Origin of the sequence: Paraburkholderia sp. A1RI_3L (assembly GCF_048957895.1) — a bacterium.
GTDB lineage: Bacteria > Pseudomonadota > Gammaproteobacteria > Burkholderiales > Burkholderiaceae > Paraburkholderia > Paraburkholderia kururiensis.
The window spans coordinates 230,360-247,484 of the sequence record NZ_JARCHA010000006.1 but is presented as its reverse complement, the minus strand read 5'-3'; the positions used below and the strand labels follow the sequence as shown (position 1 = coordinate 247,484).

Genomic DNA, 17,125 nt, shown 5'->3' with positions numbered 1-17,125 from the left:
ATGCGGGTCGAACCGCACGCTGCCGCCCACGCTTTCGTCTGCTGTTGCCCTTTACCCTTTACCTGACACTCACACCGATCGCGGGAAACCGACTCCACGATGCTGATCCACCCGAATTTCGACCCTGTAGCCATTCACCTCGGCCCGCTGGCGGTGCGCTGGTATGGCCTCATGTATCTCGTCGCGTTCATTGCGGCAATCGTCGTGGGCCGCCTGCGGCTGCGGCTGCCGTACGTGGCGGCGCAAGGCTGGACCGCGAAGGACATCGACGACATGCTGTTCTACGGCGTGCTCGGCACGATCCTGGGCGGCCGCCTCGGCTACGTGCTGTTCTATAAGGCGAGCTGGTACTTCGCGCATCCGCTCGACATCTTCAAGGTGTGGGAAGGCGGCATGTCGTTTCACGGCGGCTTTCTCGGCGTGACCTTCGCCATGGTGCTGTTCGCGTGGCAGCGCAAGCGCCACTGGCTCCAGGTGACCGACTTCATCGCGCCGATGGTGCCCACGGGGCTCGCGGCAGGCCGGCTCGGCAACTTCATCAACGGGGAGCTGTGGGGCCGCGTGACGGACCCGTCCGCGCCGTGGGCCATGATGTTCCCGGGCGCTTCCAACGACGACGCGCAGTGGCTCGCCACGCATCCGCAGCAGGCGGCCCAGTGGCACCTGGCCGACGTGTTCGCGCAATACCACATGCTGCCGCGGCATCCGTCGGAGCTCTACGAGATTGCGCTCGAAGGCATCACGCTCTTCTTCGTGATCATCCTGTTTTCGCGCAAGCCGCGGCCGCTCGGCGCCGTGTCGGCGCTGTTCCTGATCGGTTATGGCCTTGCGCGCTTCACGGTGGAGTTCGCGCGCGAACCTGACGACTTCCTTGGCCTGCTTGCCTTGGGCTTTTCGATGGGCCAATGGCTTTCGCTGCCCATGATCCTCGTGGGCAGCGCGATGATGGTGTGGGCTTATCGCCGGCATGGCCGCGAAACGGCGCGGCCGGCCGAGGCGAGTTGAGCCGGGTTGGATTCAGGTGGGCCGAAGCGGCTTCAGGTTAAGCCCCTTCGGCCCACCGGCTTTCGCGCCGTCACGTCGATGCGGTGAACGGCGCAACGTTACTTCATCTGCACTGAACCCGAGACATTGACTGTCACAGTGGACGTGCCGCCTTCCAGCGGCATCGGCGCGGCCTTCGCATCCGCTGCCATGGAGCGTGCGGCCATCATCATGACGGGCCGCGGCTGAATGCCACCGTACCCGACGTTGACCTCGCGAATCGAGTAGCTGCCATAGCCGAACGCGCGCGCGGCCGACGACGCCTGGTCGCGGAACGACGCAATGGCTTCGCCCGAGAGTTTCTGTTCGGCGGCGCGGCGCGCTTCCGGCGAAAGCGAAAACTGCACATTGCCCACCTGCATGCCGGACGCGAGTTGGCCGGCGAGACGCGAGGCTGCCGCGAAGTCGCGCGACTCCAGCACGATTTCCGTGCGACCGCGCCAGGCCGAGATGCGGCCGTCGCGGTCCGTGGACGGATAGATCGAGAACTGACCCGAGCGCGCGGTTACGCCGGCTGTGCCCTTGGCCTGCTGGAGTGCGCGGTCCGCATGCTGGTTCAGTGTGGTCGTGAGCGAGGCGGGGTCGCTCGCTTCCTGCTCGTAGAACATCGTGATTTCGACGACGTCCTGCGGTACTTCGGCACTCGCCTGCGCAGAAAGCGAGAGCACGCCCGCAGGCTGATAACGCGCGTCGCTTTGCGCCCAGGCGGCCGAAGGGACGAGCGAGAGGCCAAGCGGGGCGGCCGTGGCGAGTGTGATCGCGAAGGCAAGCGCAGTCTTTCTGGTCATTTTTTGACTCCTTCTGAACGGGTTCTTCGCACCTTCGAATGCGTGCGCGGCGCAAGCGCGCAACGGTGCGGCGAGGTCGGCGGCTGATACACGTTCGCCGCGCCCCACGCGTGGCATGGCGCTTGCGTGGCCGTTAGGCTTGCATCATATGCGCGTGGTTCCCCGTCTCGACGATTGCGGCGAACAGTCGTGAACCTGAGCGGCACGACGCTTCGCCGCACGGCCCGCGGGTTCGCGTTACATGAGGTGCTTCGTGATGAAGCGCCACTCGGCTTCGGTGACGGGCGTGATGGAGAGCCGGTTGCCTTTCGCGAGCACGCGCATGTCGGCAAGCTCTGGGTGCTCGCGCAGTGCGGCGAGGGGAATCAGCGGCACCTTCTTCTTGAACACTACGTCGACGAGCAGCCAGCGCGGTTCTTCCTGGCTCGACTTCGGGTCGAAGTAGGGGCTCTTCGCGTCGAACTGGGTTGGGTCCGGGTAGGCCGTGGACGACACCTCGGCGAGTCCCGCGATGCCGGGCTCCGGGCAGCTCGAGTGATAGAACAGCACGCCGTCGCCGATGCGCATCGTGTCGCGCATGAAGTTGCGTGCCTGATAGTTGCGAACGCCGGTCCAGGGCAGCGTGTGCCTGGGTGCTTTGGCGAGGTCGTCGATGCTTGCTTCGTCCGGTTCGGACTTCATCAGCCAGTAGCGCATGAGTCGAAGTGAACGTCGAAAGTGAGCGTTGGGGAGAGAGGCTGCACAGCAAAGGAACGGCAAGACAGCAGCCCCCAAAGTAAAACGGCACCGGACGAGAGTCCGGTGCCGTTCGAATAGGTCCCCGCCTTAGCCGCTAGGCCGGCATCCTGAACCTGAGGTTCAGAATTGGTCGCAGTTAGCAGCACTTCGGGTACATCAGACAGAGTGACGCGCACGCCCGTGCTACAAATTTCCGCAACCGTGCACATGGCATTGGTTCAAGGAATATATGACCTTGGCGAACCAGGCAGGGAAGCTGACTAAACCTGTTGAAACCGTTCCTGCTGAAACCGTTTTTTCGCGCCACTGCTGCGCGGCCGGTTTGTTGAAGAGCGCAGTATATATGGATTAAACGCGCTGTGTTCAATCCCGCCGTTCAATCTTTACTGCACGCCGTACTGCTGAATCACAGTACCCAGCTGCTCGTTCATCTGGCGCATTGTACGCCGGATTTCTTCGGCCGGGAAAGCCTCGCCGTGCCGTACGCTCGTCTGCAGGCGCAGCAGTTCGGATGCGAGCGAAAGTGCTGCCATGACCGCGATGCGGTCGGTGCCGCGCACGTTGCTGTGTTCGCGCACCTTCGACATTTCCGCATCCACGCGAGCCGCCGCTTCGATCAGCGCGGGCTCCGTTTCGGGCGAGCAGGCGAGACGGTAGTTCTGCCCGAGAATCGAGACTTCGATCAGTTTCGTGCTCATGCGTTTTCTCCGTGGCGCACTTCGTGAGTTCCCGAAGCCGTTTCGCCGTGCGCGTCATGTCCTTCTTCGCGCTCTTCTTCCTGTTGCGACGAAGCGAGCAGGTCGAGCTGGTTGTCTGGTTCGCCCTGGCCTTTGGCGCGCGGCAGCTTTTCGAGGATGGCGTTGAGCCGGACCTGCGCGTCGTCGATCTTTGCCGACAGCGTGTCGCGTTCCGCCTGCAGCGCGTTGCGTTCCTCGCGCAGCTGTTCGATTTCGGCGCGCGAGCCATCCAGTTGCGCGTGCAATTGCGCGACCTGCTCTTCGAGCGCGTGACGCGCCTCGTGGTGCTGCTGATTGATTTCTATCAGCCGCCCGATGTTCTGGGAGAGTGTTTCGAGTTCGTTGAGCATGTGCTGCGTCCTCTAAAGGAGGGCATTTTAGCGCGGAATGCGGACGCTTCTGTCATCTGTGTCGTTTCGAGACGTAACAGCCGGCTTCCTGCTGCGAAGCCCCCTGCAACGCGCGTCCGCGAACGCGGATTGCGTGCGCGCCCTTGCCGCGAGGCACTTTCGTGCATGGCTGCCCGCTGTCGTGCTCTTTCGTGCTCCCCTATAAACGAGGCAGGCCGCTGCGGATTTGACACTTGCCGCTACCACGTTCTTGACCATCTTTGACAGTTTTCGCGGCGTTTCTTGATGTCTCGCCGCCATGTCCCGGTCGCGTCCAGGGCTTCCTTGACGCTCGCGAGCGGGTCTCCTTACACTTGCCGCACTCTGGTGCCCGCGCCTGCGCCCAACGCAAGCGTGGTTAAACGGGAAACAGGGAGCGCAGTCCGTCCCCGGACGCGTCAACCTGTGCTGCCCCCGCAACGGTAAGCGACCGCACGCGCATGACACCGCGTGCCTATCGATTCGACGTGCGCTGCCGACGGTTCCATCCGTCGCGCGGCGCGCCTGCAAGCCACTGCGCACACGTGCGTGGGAAGGCGAATCGATGCGTCGTCAGCCCGGATACCGGCCAGAGGGCGAGGCGCGCCGCTTCGCCAGCATTGCCGGCAGCGGCTGCGGCCCTGGTGGATTGTCTGGCGTGTGTGCGTGCCTCATGACGCGTTGGCTTCGCGGGGAGCGAAGCCGGGCACGCTACCACAGGAAAATCGCTCCATGCTTACCCCTATCGCCCGCGCGACGCTGCTCGCCCTGACGGGCTTGCCGCTGGCCGCCTTTGCGCAGTCCGCTGCGCCCTCGGCCGGGCAGTCGAGTTCGGACATCGGCTCAACCCCTGCCACCCAGTCCACGGACAGCACCACTGACGCGCCACGCGCCGCGCCAGCCGCCGCTGCAAGCGCGGCCACAAAGACACCATCCGCGCAGATCCCCACCGCCGGCGACCGGACCCTCGCTCCCGTCGTCGTCACCGCGGATCGCGCGCCGCAGCGCCTTGCCGACGCAATTCCGCAGACCACGCTGTTCGACGCCCAGGACATCGCCGACACCACCCAACGCGACCTGCCCGGCCTGCTGCAGTTCGCGCCCGGCGCGCAGATCGTGCGCAACGGCGGCCCCGGCTCCACGGCGACGCTCTTCATGCGCGGCGCGGATGCAAGCGAATCGCTCGTGCTGATCGACGGCGTGCGTGTGGATTCAACGAGCCTCGGCAGCGCGCAGATCGCGCAGATTCCACTCGACCAGATCGATCACGTCGAAGTGGTGAACGGCAACGTGTCGGCGCTCTATGGCTCCGGCGCGATTGGCGGTGTCGTGCAGATCTTTACGAAGAACGGCGGCAGCTACCCGCCGCGCTTCAACTTCGAGGCCGAATACGGCAGCTATCACACGCAGCGCCAGCAGGTGGGCGTCTCAGGCGCGCTCGATGCCGAGGGCAAGACGACCTTCAGCGTGTCGCTCGCGCGCGCGAAGGACGACGGCTTTTCGTCGATCAATCCGGCGCTCGTGCCGGCCGTGAATCCGAACGCGAACGGTTACCTGAACGAAAGCGTATCGGCGTCGCTGCGTCATACATTCAACGAGCGCTGGGACGCCGGCGTGCGCTTCTTCCAGTCGAACGGCAACAGCAGCTACGACAACGCATACGGCGTGCCGACCGATCTCAACAATCTCTACACGAAGGTGCAGCAGGCCTCGGTATTCGCGAACGGCAAGGTGACGGACTGGTGGACCACGCACCTCGTTGCCGCAACGGGCAACGACCGCAGCCAGACGGAACTCAACGGTGTCTATACGGACCATTTCAACTCGGACAACCGTCAGTACACCTGGCAGAACGACTTCATGCTCGCGCCGCAGCAGAAGATCCAGGTGGGCTACGAGCATCTGGACCAGATGCTTGACTCGAACCAGTACAGCGCGCCGAACCGCCACGTCGATTCGGGCTTTGCGGGCTATACGGGGCGCTTCGGACGCAGCCAGTTCCAGGCGAACGTGCGGCGCGACCAGTACTCGGATTTCGGCGGCGCGAACAGCTACTACCTCGGTTACGGCTTCGACATCACGGAGCACTGGAAGGCTACGGCGAGCTGGTCCGACGCGTTTCGCGCGCCCACGTTCAACGACCTGTACTACCCGTACTACGGCAATCCGACCATTCGTCCCGAGCGCAGCCATTCGGTCGAAGCGGCGCTGCAATATGCCTCCGACGCGTTCGGCCTCATGCGGCTCACGGCATTTCAGACGCGCTACTCGAACCTGATCCAGTCCACGCAGGTCACGCCCGGCGTCTACATGGCCGAGAACGTGGGGCACGCCAAAGTGCAGGGGCTCGAGGCATCGTGGAGCGGCCATGTCGGCAAAACCGACGTGCGCGCGGCGCTGACGCTGCAAAATCCCGTGGACGAAGACAAGGACACCGATCTCAACCGGCGTGCGCGCCGTTTCGCCTCGTTCACGGCGAATCGCAGCATCGGCAGCTGGCGGGTGGGCGGCGAATGGCTCGTGAGCGGCGCGCGCAACGACAGCGGTTCGAACCTCGGCGGCTATGGCATCGTGAACCTCTCGGCGCGCTATAACATCACCCGGTCGTGGTACGTTGCCGCGCAGATCCAGAATCTCTTCGACAAGGACTATGAGCTCGCCTACACGTACAACACGCCGCGGCGCAGCGCCTACCTCACGCTGGGTTGGCAGCAGCAGTGAAGGGCGGCCATGAACCGTCTCTTCCTGCCCGCCGCGCCCGGCATGACGGCGAAACGCGCGGTCGTGATCTGGGCCGTGCTGGCAGCGCTCGCCGTCGCGGTGTTCGCGGCGTCGCTGCTGCTGGGCAGCGTGCCCGTCACCGTGCATGACGCGCTGGCGGCGCTGCTGCCCACGCGTTCGCACGGCGCCGACATCGCGACGGAGATCGTTCGCACGCTGCGGCTGCCGCGCGCGCTGGCGGGCTTCGCGTGTGGCGCGCTGCTTTCGATGGCCGGCGCGCTGCTCCAGGTGCTGTTGCGCAATCCGCTCGCGGAGCCGTATGTGCTCGGCGTTTCCGGTGGCGCGGCGGTGTTCGCGCTGCTCGCGCTGCTCGCGGGCTCGGCGTGGTGGATGGTCAACGCGAGCGCATTCGCGGGCGCGCTGCTGTCGATCCTGCTCGTGCTCGGTCTTGCCCGGCGCGAACTGTGGCGTGGCGAGCCGCAGGACACCTCGCCGCGGCTGCTGCTCACGGGCGCCGTGATTGCGGCGGGATGGGGCGCCGCCATCACGCTGCTGCTCACGCTGGCACCGGACTCGCATCTGCGCGGCATGCTGTTCTGGCTGACCGGCGAGTTGAACGGCGTCGGCATGCCGTGGTTCACGTTGATCGCGCTCGCTGTCGTGCTGGTGGTCGTCGTGCCCGTTGCGCCGCAGCTCAACGTGCTGCTGCGCGGGGACGCCGCTGCCCAGGCGCTGGGCGTGCCCGTCGTGCCGCTGCGCTTACGTGTGTATCTCACGGCGTCGCTGGCGGCGGCCGCGGCGGTGACGACGGGCGGCACCATTGGCTTCGTCGGCCTCGTGGTGCCGCACGTGCTGCGGCTCGCATTCGGCAACGACCAGCGCATGCTGCTGCCCGCGGCGGCGCTCGCGGGCGGTGTCGCCGTGATGGCCGCCGACCTCGCCGCGCGCACCGTCGTGGCACCGACGCAGTTGCCCGTGGGCGTGGTGACCGCGCTGGCCGGCGTGCCGGTATTTCTGTGGATGCTGTTGAAAAGGCGGCACCGATGAACGCCGCTTTGTCCACTCGCGTCGCGCTCACCGCGCACGATCTGACCTTGCGCGCGGGAACGCGCACGCTGCTCGATGGCTTCACGCAGACTTTCGCTGCCCACGAGATCTGGTGCATTGCCGGGCCGAACGGCGCGGGCAAGACGACACTGATCTCGGCGCTCGCGGGCCTCGTGCAGCCTGCGGCGGGGCACGTCGCGCTGGACGGCGTGCGCCTTGCGGACTGGCAGCCCGCCCAACTGGCGCAACGTCGCGCGTTGATGCCGCAGGACATTCACGACGCGTTCAGCACGAGCGTGCTCGACGTCGTGCTGTTGAACCGGTATCCGCATCTGGCCGGATGGGGCTGGGAGCGTGAGGCCGACCGCGCCGCGGCGCACGCGGCGCTCGATCTGCTGGGCCTCGGCCACTTCGCCGCGCGCGACGTGCTCTCGCTCTCGGGCGGCGAGCGCCAGCGCGTGGCGCTTGCCGCCGCGCTGTGCCAGGATGCGCCGCTGCTGCTGCTCGACGAACCGCTCTCGCATCTCGACCTGCATCATCAGATCAGCTGTCTCGATGCGCTCCTCGCCTGGGGGCGGCAGTCCGCGCGAACGGTCGTCTTTTCGTCCCACGATCTGAACCTGGCGCGCCGCTTCGCGACCCACGCGCTGCTGCTAAATGGCGACGGCACGTGGCATGCGGGGCCGGCACGCGAGGTGCTGACGCCAGAGCGGGCGAGCCACGCGTTCGGCTACCCGCTCGTGCTGATTCGCGACGGCCCGCACGAAGCATTGATTCCGGCGCTGCCGGCCGGGAACGTGTCCCGCTGATCGGGACTGGCGTTTAGCGCCTCGCTTGGCGCCTCATTTGATGCCTCGTGTAGCACCTCGTTGCCCAATACGGGCCACGCCCGATTGCCCTGCGCATATCGGCATGGCTTCATTTCGCTCATCCTGTTCGTCTCGACTTGCTCTTTTCGAATGACGCATCACGATTTCTGTTGACCTACCATGACTTCGCCATCTACCGGATTACCGTTCGTCGAGCCGCTTGACCAGTCGCTGCGCGACCGGCTTCAGCATCTCATCGATACCCGCACCAAGCCGCCCGGCAGCCTCGGGCGCCTCGAAACGCTGGCGCGCCAGATCGGCATGATCCAGCGCACCACGCAGCCTTCGGTCACGCGGCCCGCGCTCATCATCTTCGCGGGCGACCACGGCATTGCGCACGAAGGCGTGAGCCCTTATCCACAGGCCGTTACGGCGCAGATGGTCGCCAATTTTCTCGCGGGCGGTGCGGCGGTCAACGCGTTCAGCGGCGTGGCCGATCTCGCGCTCGAGGTCGTCAACGCCGGGGTGGCGGAGCCGCTCGATACGAGCCCGAACCTCGTCGATATTCCCGTGGCACGCGGCACGCGCAACTTCGCGCACGAGCCCGCCATGACGCGCGACGAAGCGCTGGAAGCAATGCGCGCCGGTGCCTCGCGCGTGCGCCATCACGCGGCGCTCGGCACGAACGTGATCGGCTTCGGTGAGATGGGCATTGCGAATACGTCGTCGGCTGCGTGCTTGATGAGCCGGCTGTGCGGCGTGTCCATCGACGAATGCGTGGGCCGCGGTACCGGCCTCGACAACGCCGGCCTCGCGAAGAAGCGCAACGTGCTGGCGGCGGCGCTCGAACGCCACCCCGTATCGGGTGACCCGCTCGACGTGCTCGCCACCTTCGGCGGCTTCGAGATCGCGATGATGGCCGGCGCGTTTCTCGCCGCGGCCGAAGCGCACATGGTGATTCTCGTCGATGGCTTCATTGCGACGGCGGCGCTCGTCGTGGCCGACGCGATCGCGCCCGACGTGCGCGAGTACTGCGTGTTCGCGCATGCCTCGAACGAGGCGGGCCACCGGCGCATGCTCGACCACTTCGGTGCGCGTCCGTTGCTCGCGCTCGACATGCGGCTCGGCGAGGGCACGGGCGCAGCGCTCGCGGTGCCGCTGTTGCGCGCGGCCGTCGCGTTTCTCAACGAGATGGCGAGCTTCGAATCGGCCGGCGTGTCGGACCGCGATGCGTAGGCCCGCAAGCGCAACGGGCATTTGCGGCTTGGGGCGGCGTGCATCGGGTGCGTGCATCGAAGTCCGCATCGACGTACACCGCGAATTGAGCACGAGCTGAGCATGAACGGAGCCTCCCGCCGATGAATCCGCTTGCCGAACTGCGCTACTTCTTCACGGCGCTCGGCTACTTCACGCGTGTGCCGGTGCCGCGCTGGGTGGGCTACGAGCCGCAGTGGCTCACCGCTGCGGCGCGCTATTTTCCGCTCGTGGGCGCTTGCGTCGGCGCGCTTGGCGCACTCGTTTATCTGGCTGCGTTGCGCGTGTTCGGGCCTGGCGTGGCCGTGCTGCTTTCGATGACCGCCACCCTCGCCGTGACCGGAGCCTTCCACGAAGACGGCCTCGCCGACTGTTGCGACGCATTCGGCGGCGCGTACCGTCGCGAGGACGTGCTGCGCATCATGCACGACTCGCGCATCGGCGCGTTCGGTGCCATCGCGTTGTTCGTGGCGCTCGCGCTCAAGTGGCAGACGCTCGTGACGCTGACCACGTCGCATGAGGCATCGGCTTCGTCCATGACTTCAGCAGCGTTGAGCCCAGGGCGTTTCGCGATACTGATGATCGCGGCGCACGCGGTGAGCCGCGCCTGCGCCGTGAGCTATCTCGTCACGCTCGACTACGTACGCGACGAAGGCAAGGCGAAGCCCGTGGCGCAACGCATGAGCGTGATCGCGTGGTTCGGTGCGTGCGCGTTTGCGTTGCCGTGGCTTGCCTGGTTCGTCTGGCCCGACTGGCGCGAAGGTGTTGCGATGATCGCGCTGCTCGCCGTGCTGCGTTACGCGCTGGGGCGATACTTCGTGCGCCGCATTGGCGGCTATACCGGCGACTGTCTCGGCTTCGCGCAGCAGGTTTTCGAGATAGCGTTCTACCTGGCGGCGCTCGCGTGGATCTCGTTCTGATCCGTCATCCGGCCGTCGCTGTGGCGACGGGCGTTTGCTATGGCAACAGCGACGTGCCGCTCGCCGCCGACGCGGCAGCCAGCGCCGCCATGCTGGCGTCGCGCCTCGCTGCGTTGAACGTGCCGCAGCCACACGTGCTGTTCACGAGTCCCCTGTCGCGTTGCGCGCGGGTCGCGCAAGCGCTTGCAGTTGAAGCGCGCTGCGATTTGCATACGGACGCGAGGCTCGCCGAAATGCACTTCGGCACATGGGAGCTGCAACGCTGGGACGCAATCGATCGCGCCGCGCTCGACGCCTGGGCCGCTGATTTCGAGCACGCGCGCCAGCATGGCGGCGAGAGCGTGGCGCAGTTCGTCGCGAGGGTGAATGCGTGGCTCGATGTGTCGATCGATTCAGGTGCGCAAGTGGACACTGTGGCGGCGACTCACGAGCACGCCATGCCCCCGGTGGCGCAAAGCACGGCGCTGTGGGCCGTCACGCATGCGGGTGTGATCCGCGCGATTGCGGCGCGTGTGCTCGGGTTGCCGCTCGCGCACTGCATGAAATGGCCGCTCGCGTTGCCGGCCGTGGTGTGGCTCAGGCGTGACGCGTTGGATTCGCCGTGGGCGCTCGTGCGGTGGAATGTTTGAAGCGGGAACGTTTGAAAGCCTGAAAGCCTGAAAGCGTGGAGCCATGAGCGCCCACGCTCCGTCTCAAATCACCCGTCTTCTCCCGTTCACTTCCCGCCGCCGGGCCGTCTCGATCGCGCCCGGTCCAGGTCTTCGCAAAGCAGGGCCGCGCCTTGCGCGAGACGCGGCCCTGGCCGGTCGATCAGATCGCCGTCGATGGCAAAGAGGTTGTCGCGCGCCACCGCCATGAGGGTGGGCCACGCGCGCCATCGGTCGAGTCCGGGAAGCCGGCCTTGCGGCGTCGTGGCGCCTGGCGCGGCCGTGACGATGGCTTCCGGGTTCGCCGCGAGCACCGCTTCCGTCGAGACCGTCGGCACCACGGGCGCGAGGTTCGCGAAGACGTTGCGTCCGCCGCAAAGGGCGATGACGTCGCTTACCGTGTCGGTGCCGTTGAGGGTCATCAGCGGCTGGTCCCACACTTGATAGAACACGCTCACGGCGGGCTTCGCGGCATAACGTGCGCGCAGGCCGTCGATCTTCTGCCGGTACGCGTCGGCCGCAGCCTGCGCCGTTGCGCTCGTGCCGAGCAGCGTGCCCAGCTTCACGAGCGTGGCGGGCACGTCGTCCACGTGATGCGGCGCGTTGAAGTAGAGCGGCACATGCAGTTCGCGCAGTCGTTCGATCTGTTGCTGTGCGTTGCCGTGCCGCCAGACCACGATGAGGTCGGGCTTCAATGCCGCGATGCGTTCGAGGTCGAGCGCCTTGTTGTCGCCCACGCGCGGCACGGTCTTCGCCTCGGGCGGGTAGTCGCTGTACGACACCGCGCCCACCAGCTTTGCGCCGCCGCCCGCTGCGTAGATCAACTCGGTGACGTGCGGCGCGAGACTCACCACGCGTTGCGCGGGGGTGTCGAGCGTGACGGGCGCGCCGGTGTCGTCTGTGACGGTGATGGTCGCTTGCGCCGTCTGGGCCGCGGCGAGCGCCAGGGTGGTCAGCAGCAAGCCTGCCGCCGTTCGCCGTGAGCTTGTTCTGTGCGACGCGAAGGCGCGGATGGAAACGGAAGCGGTGGCCGCGCAACGCATGCGAGCGACCGCGTGAAGCCCGCGGAAAAAATTCATCGGTTGAGGGCGAGCGCTTCGACGCTCGCGGCGAATTGTTGTTCGAGGCGTTGCCATTCGGCGGCATTGGCAGGCAGGCCGATGCGAATGCTCGACACGTCATGCGGACTCGCAGGATGCCTGAATAATCGCGTCCAGATGCCGCGTTGTGCGAGCGCGTGGTGCAGGGCTTCGGCGCGTGGGTCTGCGGCCCAGGCGAAGAGCGGCGTGCCACGCGCTGCGAAACCGTGGGTGTGCAGCAAGGCCGCAAGCTTCGCGCTTTCGTCGGCCAGCTGGGCGCGCATGCGCGTCTGCCAGGCCGTATCGGCGAATGCGTGCATGACGGCGTGACGCGCGGGGCCGCTCACGGTCCATGCGCCGAGCTTTGCCGCAAGCTCGCGCAACAGCGCCGGTTGCGCGAGCACGAAGCCGCAGCGTGCGCCCGCGAGTCCGAAGAACTTACCCGGGGAGCGCAGTACGACGAGCCCCCGTTGCGCGACGTGCCCGGCAAGCGAAGCGCGGCTTCGGTTGGCGCAGGAGGCATTGCCGCAAGCATCGGCACCCGGGTCGGCAGATGAGTTGGCGACGGAATCACCAAACGCATCGGCAAACGCTTCGTCGACGATCAGCGTGCCGCCCCGCGCGGCGAGTTGCGCGTGCCAGTGAAGCAGCACGGCTGCGTCGAGGCGCGCGGCAGTCGGATTGTTCGGATTGGCGACGATCACGTGACGGATGCCCGCGGGCAGCGTGTCCCACGTTGTGTCGAGCGCGGTCAACTCGTGGCCCGCGCCGGCGAAGGCGGGCGCGTACTCGCCGTAGGTGAGCGTGGCGATCGCCACGCTCGCGCGCGGCAACAGCGCGGGCAGCGCGCGGATGGCGGCCTGGCTGCCGGCCGTGGGCTGCACGTGGGCGGCGTCGGGCGCGCCGTAGTAGCGCGCGGCGCACGCGGCAAAGGCATGGTCGTCGTCGTCGGGCAGGCGGCGCCAGGCGTCGGCAGGAACGGGCGGCACCGGATAGCCGTGCGGATTGATGCCCGTCGAGAGATCGAGCCACGCGTCGTACGGTACGCCGTAGCGGCGCGCCGCCTCGTGCAGATTGCCGCCGTGGACGATGCGCAGCGCGCCCGCGGCGTCTGTCATCTGCGCCTCAGCCATGCGTGCCCACGCTCAGAAAAGCCAGCACGATCAGCACCGCGAGCCATAGCAGCGTGGTGCGTTCAACCAGCGTCAACGCTGCACTCACGTGCGCGGCGCGCGCTGTTTCGCCATCGCCGAGCGCGGGCCGTTCCTCCATCACCCCGTGATAGACGGCGGGGCCGCCCAGCCTGACGTTAAGGCTGCCTGCGCCCGCCGCCATCACCGGGCCGGCGTTCGGACTGTCCCAACGCGGTGCCTGCTCGCGCCAGCAGCGAATCGCCGTGCGCGTGTCGCCGAGCAGCGCGTAGCTTGCGGCGGTGAGACGTGCGGGAATCCAGTTCAGCACGTCGTCGATGCGTGCCGCCGCCCAGCCGAAGCGCAGATAACGCGGTGTGCGGTAGCCCCACATCGCGTCGAGCGTATTGGCCAGCCGGAACGCGAGCGCGCCGGGGCCGCCCGCCACCGCGAACCAGAACAGCGCGCCGAAGATCGCGTCGTTGCCGTTTTCGAGCGCGGATTCCACCGCCGCGCGCGAGACCGCCGCTTCGTCGGCCTGCGTGAGATCGCGCGAGACGACGTGCGAGGTGTACACGCGTGCTGTTTCGAGATCGCGTCGTTCGAGGGCGGACGCGATGGGCGCGATGTGGTCGCGCAGGCTGCGCGCGCCGAGCGAGAACCACAGCAGCGCCACATGCAACGCACAGGCGAGCGGCCACGGCAACACGACCGTCAACCACGCTGCGATGGCCACCGGCGGCACGACCGCCAGCGCCCACGCGAGGATGCCGGCGAGCCGCCCGCGCCAACCCGTGTTGAAGCGGGCTTCGATGCGCATGGCAAGTTTGCCGAATGCGACGAGGGGATGCGCGCGACGCGGCTCGCCGAGCCGCCGGTCGATCACGACGGCGAGCGCGGCCAGCGCGGCGGCGAGAGGTAACGGCAGGGGCAAGGGCAGCATCGTCATTGCCCGCCTTTGAGAACGAGCGGCAGGCCGGCCACCATCAGGGTGGCGTGCGTGGCGAGTGCGGCAATGCGCTGGTTGAGGCGGCCCAGCTCATCGACATAGTGGCGCGTTACCGCGCCGAGCGGCACGACGCCGAGCCCGATCTCGTTGCTGACCACGATCACTTTGCCCGCGGCCTCACCGCACGTCGCGACGAACGCATCGAGGCGCGCTTGGGCGTCGGCGCGCGGCGCGCAGCCATCGGGCGGGCAGAGCAGATTGGCCAGCCAGAGCGTGAGGCAGTCGATCAGCACGCAGCGCTCGGGCTGCGCCGCGGCGGCGAGCGCGCCGGCAAGATCGAGCGGCGCTTCCACCACCTCCCACTGCGCGGGCCGCCGCGCGCGATGATGTTCGACGCGTGCGGCGAATTCGTCGTCGGCGATCTGCGCTGTGGCGATGTAGGTGACGGCGAGGCCGCTCGCCGCGGCAAGCCGCTCGGCGTGCGCGCTCTTGCCCGAGCGCGCGCCGCCAACGATGAAGGAAAGGTCGCGCGAAATCATCGCGTGATTGTACCGGCTGTGCCGCGCACGCCGGCGCTGCGGAATTCGCATGTGGCGATGGGATAATGCACGGCGCCGCGGCGCCTTGCGCACCGAATGCGCTATCGCTTCCGCTTCCTTATCCGTCCGCTTCCCTTTCTTTCCATGCCGATGACCGTTTCTCTGCCGCAAGGGCTGCGCGTGCCGCGTGGCACGCTGATGATCCAGGGCACCACGTCCGACGCCGGCAAGAGCACGCTCGTCGCCGCCCTGTGCCGGCTCGCGCGCCACGCGGGCGCACGCGTCGCACCGTTCAAGCCGCAGAACATGGCGCTCAACAGTGCCGTGACTGTGGATGGCGGCGAGATCGGCCGCGCCCAGGCGCTGCAGGCGGTGGCCGCGGGCATCGACGCGCACACGGACCTCAACCCCGTGCTCCTCAAACCCACGAGCGATTGTGGCGCGCAAGTGATCGTGCATGGCCGTGTGCGCATGAATCTCGATGCGCGCGCCTATCACGACTACAAGCCGGTGGCGCGCGAGGCGGTGCTCGCGTCGTATGCACGGCTGCGCGAGCGCTACGACACGATCTTCGTGGAAGGCGCGGGCAGCCCGGCGGAGATCAATCTGCGGCAAGGCGACATCGCCAACATGGGGTTCGCCGAAGCGGTGGATTGCCCGGTGGTGCTCGTGGCCGACATCGATCGCGGCGGCGTATTCGCGCATCTGATCGGCACGCTCGCCTGCTTGTCGGAGAGCGAGCGCGAGCGCGTGCAGGGCTTCGTCATCAACCGCTTTCGCGGCGACGTGAGCCTGCTGCAACCCGGGCTCGACTGGCTGGAGGCGCAGACGGGCAAGCCCGTGCTCGGCGTGCTGCCGTATCTGCACGGGCTCACGCTGGACGCCGAAGACATGCTGCCGCGCGACCTGCATCGCCGCGCGCAGACGGGCGACGGCGCCGTGCTGCGTGTCGTGGTGCCGGTGCTGCCGCACATCAGCAACCACACCGACTTCGACGCGCTGCGCGCGCATCCGCAGGTCGAGTTCAGCTACGTGCGCGCCGGCAGCCCGCTGCCGGCGGCCGACCTCGTGATTTTGCCGGGCTCGAAGAACGTGCGAAGCGACCTTGCGTGGCTGCGTGAGCAAGGCTGGGACGAGGCGCTGCGGCGGCATCTGCGCTATGGCGGACGCGTGATCGGCATTTGCGGTGGCATGCAGATGCTGGGTCGCGAGATTGCCGACCCGCACGGCGTGGAAGGCGTGCCGGGCGCGGACGAAGGTTTGGGCTGGCTCGATTTCGCGACCACGCTCACGCGCGAGAAGACGCTCGCGAACGTCCGCGGCGCGCTCGCGCTGCCCGGCGCGCCGGCCGTGGCGGGCTACGAAATCCACATGGGCGTGACCGAAGGCGCGGCGGTCGGAAAGCCGGCGCTGCTGCTCGACACGGGGGAAGGCGGCCAACGTCCCGATGGCGCGCGGTCGGCCGACGGACAGATCTTCGCGACCTACGTGCACGGCCTCTTCGATACGCCGGCCGCCTGCCAGGCGCTGCTCGGCTGGGCCGGACTCGCGACGGCCGAAACGGTGGACTATGCCGCGCTGCGGGAGGCCTCGCTGGACCGGCTGGCGGATACGTTGGCCGGCCATCTCGATCTCGAACGGCTGATGGCGGTCATCCGCCAGGCGGCTGGTGGGCGCTGATTCGTTCCTGTTGGGAAACAATCTGCGCCGGGGCAGCGGTTTTTTGTCGCATACGGTTCGAATATAGTGCGGGCATCGACGCCGCCTTTTGGCGTCCACCCGTTCAAAGGAACCGCTATGAATTCGACCCGTACTGCCGACGCCGCCGCGCTGATCCTGCGCCTCGCGCTCGGCGTTCTGTATCTCGCTCACTCGCTGCAAAAGATCTTCGTCTTCACGCTGCCCGGCACGGCCGCATTCTTCGTGTCGCTGGGGCTGCCTGGCTGGCTCGGCTATGTCACGGCGTTCATCGAACTGGCGGGCGGTATCGCGCTGCTCGCCGGCTTCCAGGTGCGCTGGGTCGCGCTCGTGCTGCTGCCTTTCATGCTGGGCGCGATGTCCGCGCACCTGCACAACGGCTGGGGCTTCGCGTCGCCGCACGGCGGCTGGGAATATCCGGCGTTCTGGGCCGTGACCCTGGTCGTGCAATCGCTGCTGGGCGGCGGGTTGGCGGCGGTGTCTAGCGCGCGGGCCAAGGCTGGGCGGCCCGTCGCTGCCTGAGGTTGCCTGAGGCAGCCTGAGGGTTTCGATACGCCGAAGTGGCGCCGCCGCGCCGCCTCAAAACGCAAAACGCGAAGGCCGTGTCTCCCGGGAGGGAGCACGGTCTTTCTGTTCCTGGATCACCCATCCACGCGC

The 17,125-nt window shown here is 67.3% G+C and carries 17 protein-coding genes, 1 other RNA gene and 1 riboswitch; of the genes, 9 read left to right on the top strand and 9 right to left on the bottom strand.

The window, feature by feature from the left end; translation table 11 throughout:
- Positions 1-99: 99 nt before the first annotated feature.
- Positions 100-1,005, top strand: a complete 906-nt coding sequence (gene lgt, locus PXJ20_RS18465) for a prolipoprotein diacylglyceryl transferase (RefSeq protein ID WP_421030512.1) — start codon at positions 100-102, stop codon at positions 1,003-1,005.
- A gap of 98 nt (positions 1,006-1,103) precedes the next feature.
- Here lgt and PXJ20_RS18460 read toward each other — a convergent pair whose 3' ends face one another.
- The 5 genes from PXJ20_RS18460 to PXJ20_RS18440 all read right to left on the bottom strand — a co-directional run bounded on the left by PXJ20_RS18460 (position 1,104) and on the right by PXJ20_RS18440 (position 3,657).
- Positions 1,104-1,832 carry an SIMPL domain-containing protein gene (locus PXJ20_RS18460; RefSeq protein ID WP_017773159.1) on the bottom strand — a complete coding sequence of 243 codons (729 nt, stop codon included), beginning with the start codon at positions 1,830-1,832 and terminating at the stop codon, positions 1,104-1,106.
- 237 nt (positions 1,833-2,069) lie between these two features.
- Positions 2,070-2,528, bottom strand: a complete 459-nt coding sequence (locus tag PXJ20_RS18455) for an EVE domain-containing protein (protein ID WP_017773160.1) — start codon at positions 2,526-2,528, stop codon at positions 2,070-2,072.
- Positions 2,529-2,645: 117 nt separating this feature from the next.
- A non-coding RNA gene (ssrS, locus tag PXJ20_RS18450) (6S RNA) lies at positions 2,646-2,827 on the bottom strand.
- Between the two features lie 126 nt (positions 2,828-2,953).
- Positions 2,954-3,268 (bottom strand): cell division protein ZapA, encoded by a 315-nt coding sequence (locus PXJ20_RS18445; protein ID WP_017773161.1) that lies wholly within the window; start codon positions 3,266-3,268, stop codon positions 2,954-2,956.
- Positions 3,265-3,657 (bottom strand): ATPase, encoded by a 393-nt coding sequence (locus PXJ20_RS18440; protein ID WP_126877807.1) that lies wholly within the window; start codon positions 3,655-3,657, stop codon positions 3,265-3,267. The genes PXJ20_RS18445 and PXJ20_RS18440 overlap by 4 nt, the downstream gene beginning before the upstream one ends.
- 347 nt (positions 3,658-4,004) lie before the next feature.
- Positions 4,005-4,284, top strand: a riboswitch (cobalamin riboswitch).
- A gap of 123 nt (positions 4,285-4,407) precedes the next feature.
- Between PXJ20_RS18440 and PXJ20_RS18435 the strand changes: the two genes are divergently transcribed.
- From PXJ20_RS18435 to PXJ20_RS18410, 6 genes are all read left to right on the top strand, one after another.
- Positions 4,408-6,396, top strand: a complete 1,989-nt coding sequence (locus PXJ20_RS18435; protein ID WP_421030513.1) for a TonB-dependent receptor domain-containing protein — start codon at positions 4,408-4,410, stop codon at positions 6,394-6,396.
- 9 nt (positions 6,397-6,405) lie between these two features.
- On the top strand, positions 6,406-7,443 hold the full coding sequence (locus PXJ20_RS18430; protein WP_421030514.1) for a FecCD family ABC transporter permease: 1,038 nt from the start codon (positions 6,406-6,408) through the stop codon (positions 7,441-7,443).
- The gene (locus PXJ20_RS18425; RefSeq protein ID WP_421030515.1) at positions 7,440-8,252 is read left to right on the top strand and encodes an ABC transporter ATP-binding protein; all 813 of its coding nucleotides are present in this window, start codon (positions 7,440-7,442) and stop codon (positions 8,250-8,252) included. Before PXJ20_RS18430 ends, PXJ20_RS18425 begins: the two co-directional genes overlap by 4 nt.
- Before the next feature lie 180 nt (positions 8,253-8,432).
- Positions 8,433-9,488 (top strand): nicotinate-nucleotide--dimethylbenzimidazole phosphoribosyltransferase, encoded by a 1,056-nt coding sequence (cobT, locus tag PXJ20_RS18420; RefSeq protein WP_421030516.1) that lies wholly within the window; start codon positions 8,433-8,435, stop codon positions 9,486-9,488.
- 122 nt (positions 9,489-9,610) lie between these two features.
- Positions 9,611-10,426 carry an adenosylcobinamide-GDP ribazoletransferase gene (locus PXJ20_RS18415; RefSeq protein WP_421030517.1) on the top strand — a complete coding sequence of 272 codons (816 nt, stop codon included), beginning with the start codon at positions 9,611-9,613 and terminating at the stop codon, positions 10,424-10,426.
- Positions 10,411-11,055 carry a histidine phosphatase family protein gene (locus tag PXJ20_RS18410; protein ID WP_421030518.1) on the top strand — a complete coding sequence of 215 codons (645 nt, stop codon included), beginning with the start codon at positions 10,411-10,413 and terminating at the stop codon, positions 11,053-11,055. The genes PXJ20_RS18415 and PXJ20_RS18410 overlap by 16 nt, the downstream gene beginning before the upstream one ends.
- Before the next feature lie 86 nt (positions 11,056-11,141).
- Here the strand turns inward: PXJ20_RS18410 and PXJ20_RS18405 are convergent, their stop codons facing one another.
- The 4 genes from PXJ20_RS18405 to cobU are packed head-to-tail and all read right to left on the bottom strand — an operon-like array spanning position 11,142 to position 14,770.
- Positions 11,142-12,116, bottom strand: a complete 975-nt coding sequence (locus PXJ20_RS18405; protein WP_421030519.1) for a cobalamin-binding protein — start codon at positions 12,114-12,116, stop codon at positions 11,142-11,144.
- A gap of 32 nt (positions 12,117-12,148) precedes the next feature.
- The gene (locus PXJ20_RS18400) at positions 12,149-13,270 is read right to left on the bottom strand and encodes a threonine-phosphate decarboxylase (RefSeq protein ID WP_421030520.1); all 1,122 of its coding nucleotides are present in this window, start codon (positions 13,268-13,270) and stop codon (positions 12,149-12,151) included.
- 7 nt (positions 13,271-13,277) lie between these two features.
- Entirely contained in the window at positions 13,278-14,231 is a 954-nt protein-coding gene (gene cbiB, locus PXJ20_RS18395) for an adenosylcobinamide-phosphate synthase CbiB (RefSeq protein ID WP_421030521.1), read from the bottom strand.
- Positions 14,228-14,770 (bottom strand): bifunctional adenosylcobinamide kinase/adenosylcobinamide-phosphate guanylyltransferase, encoded by a 543-nt coding sequence (gene cobU / locus PXJ20_RS18390; protein ID WP_421030522.1) that lies wholly within the window; start codon positions 14,768-14,770, stop codon positions 14,228-14,230. The genes cbiB and cobU overlap by 4 nt, the downstream gene beginning before the upstream one ends.
- Positions 14,771-14,920: 150 nt before the next feature.
- Between cobU and PXJ20_RS18385 the strand changes: the two genes are divergently transcribed.
- Both PXJ20_RS18385 and PXJ20_RS18380 read left to right on the top strand, forming a co-directional pair.
- Positions 14,921-16,450, top strand: a complete 1,530-nt coding sequence (locus PXJ20_RS18385) for a cobyric acid synthase (protein ID WP_421030523.1) — start codon at positions 14,921-14,923, stop codon at positions 16,448-16,450.
- A gap of 117 nt (positions 16,451-16,567) precedes the next feature.
- Entirely contained in the window at positions 16,568-16,990 is a 423-nt protein-coding gene (locus tag PXJ20_RS18380) for a DoxX family protein (RefSeq protein ID WP_017773174.1), read from the top strand.
- The last annotated feature ends 135 nt before the right edge of the window (positions 16,991-17,125 follow it).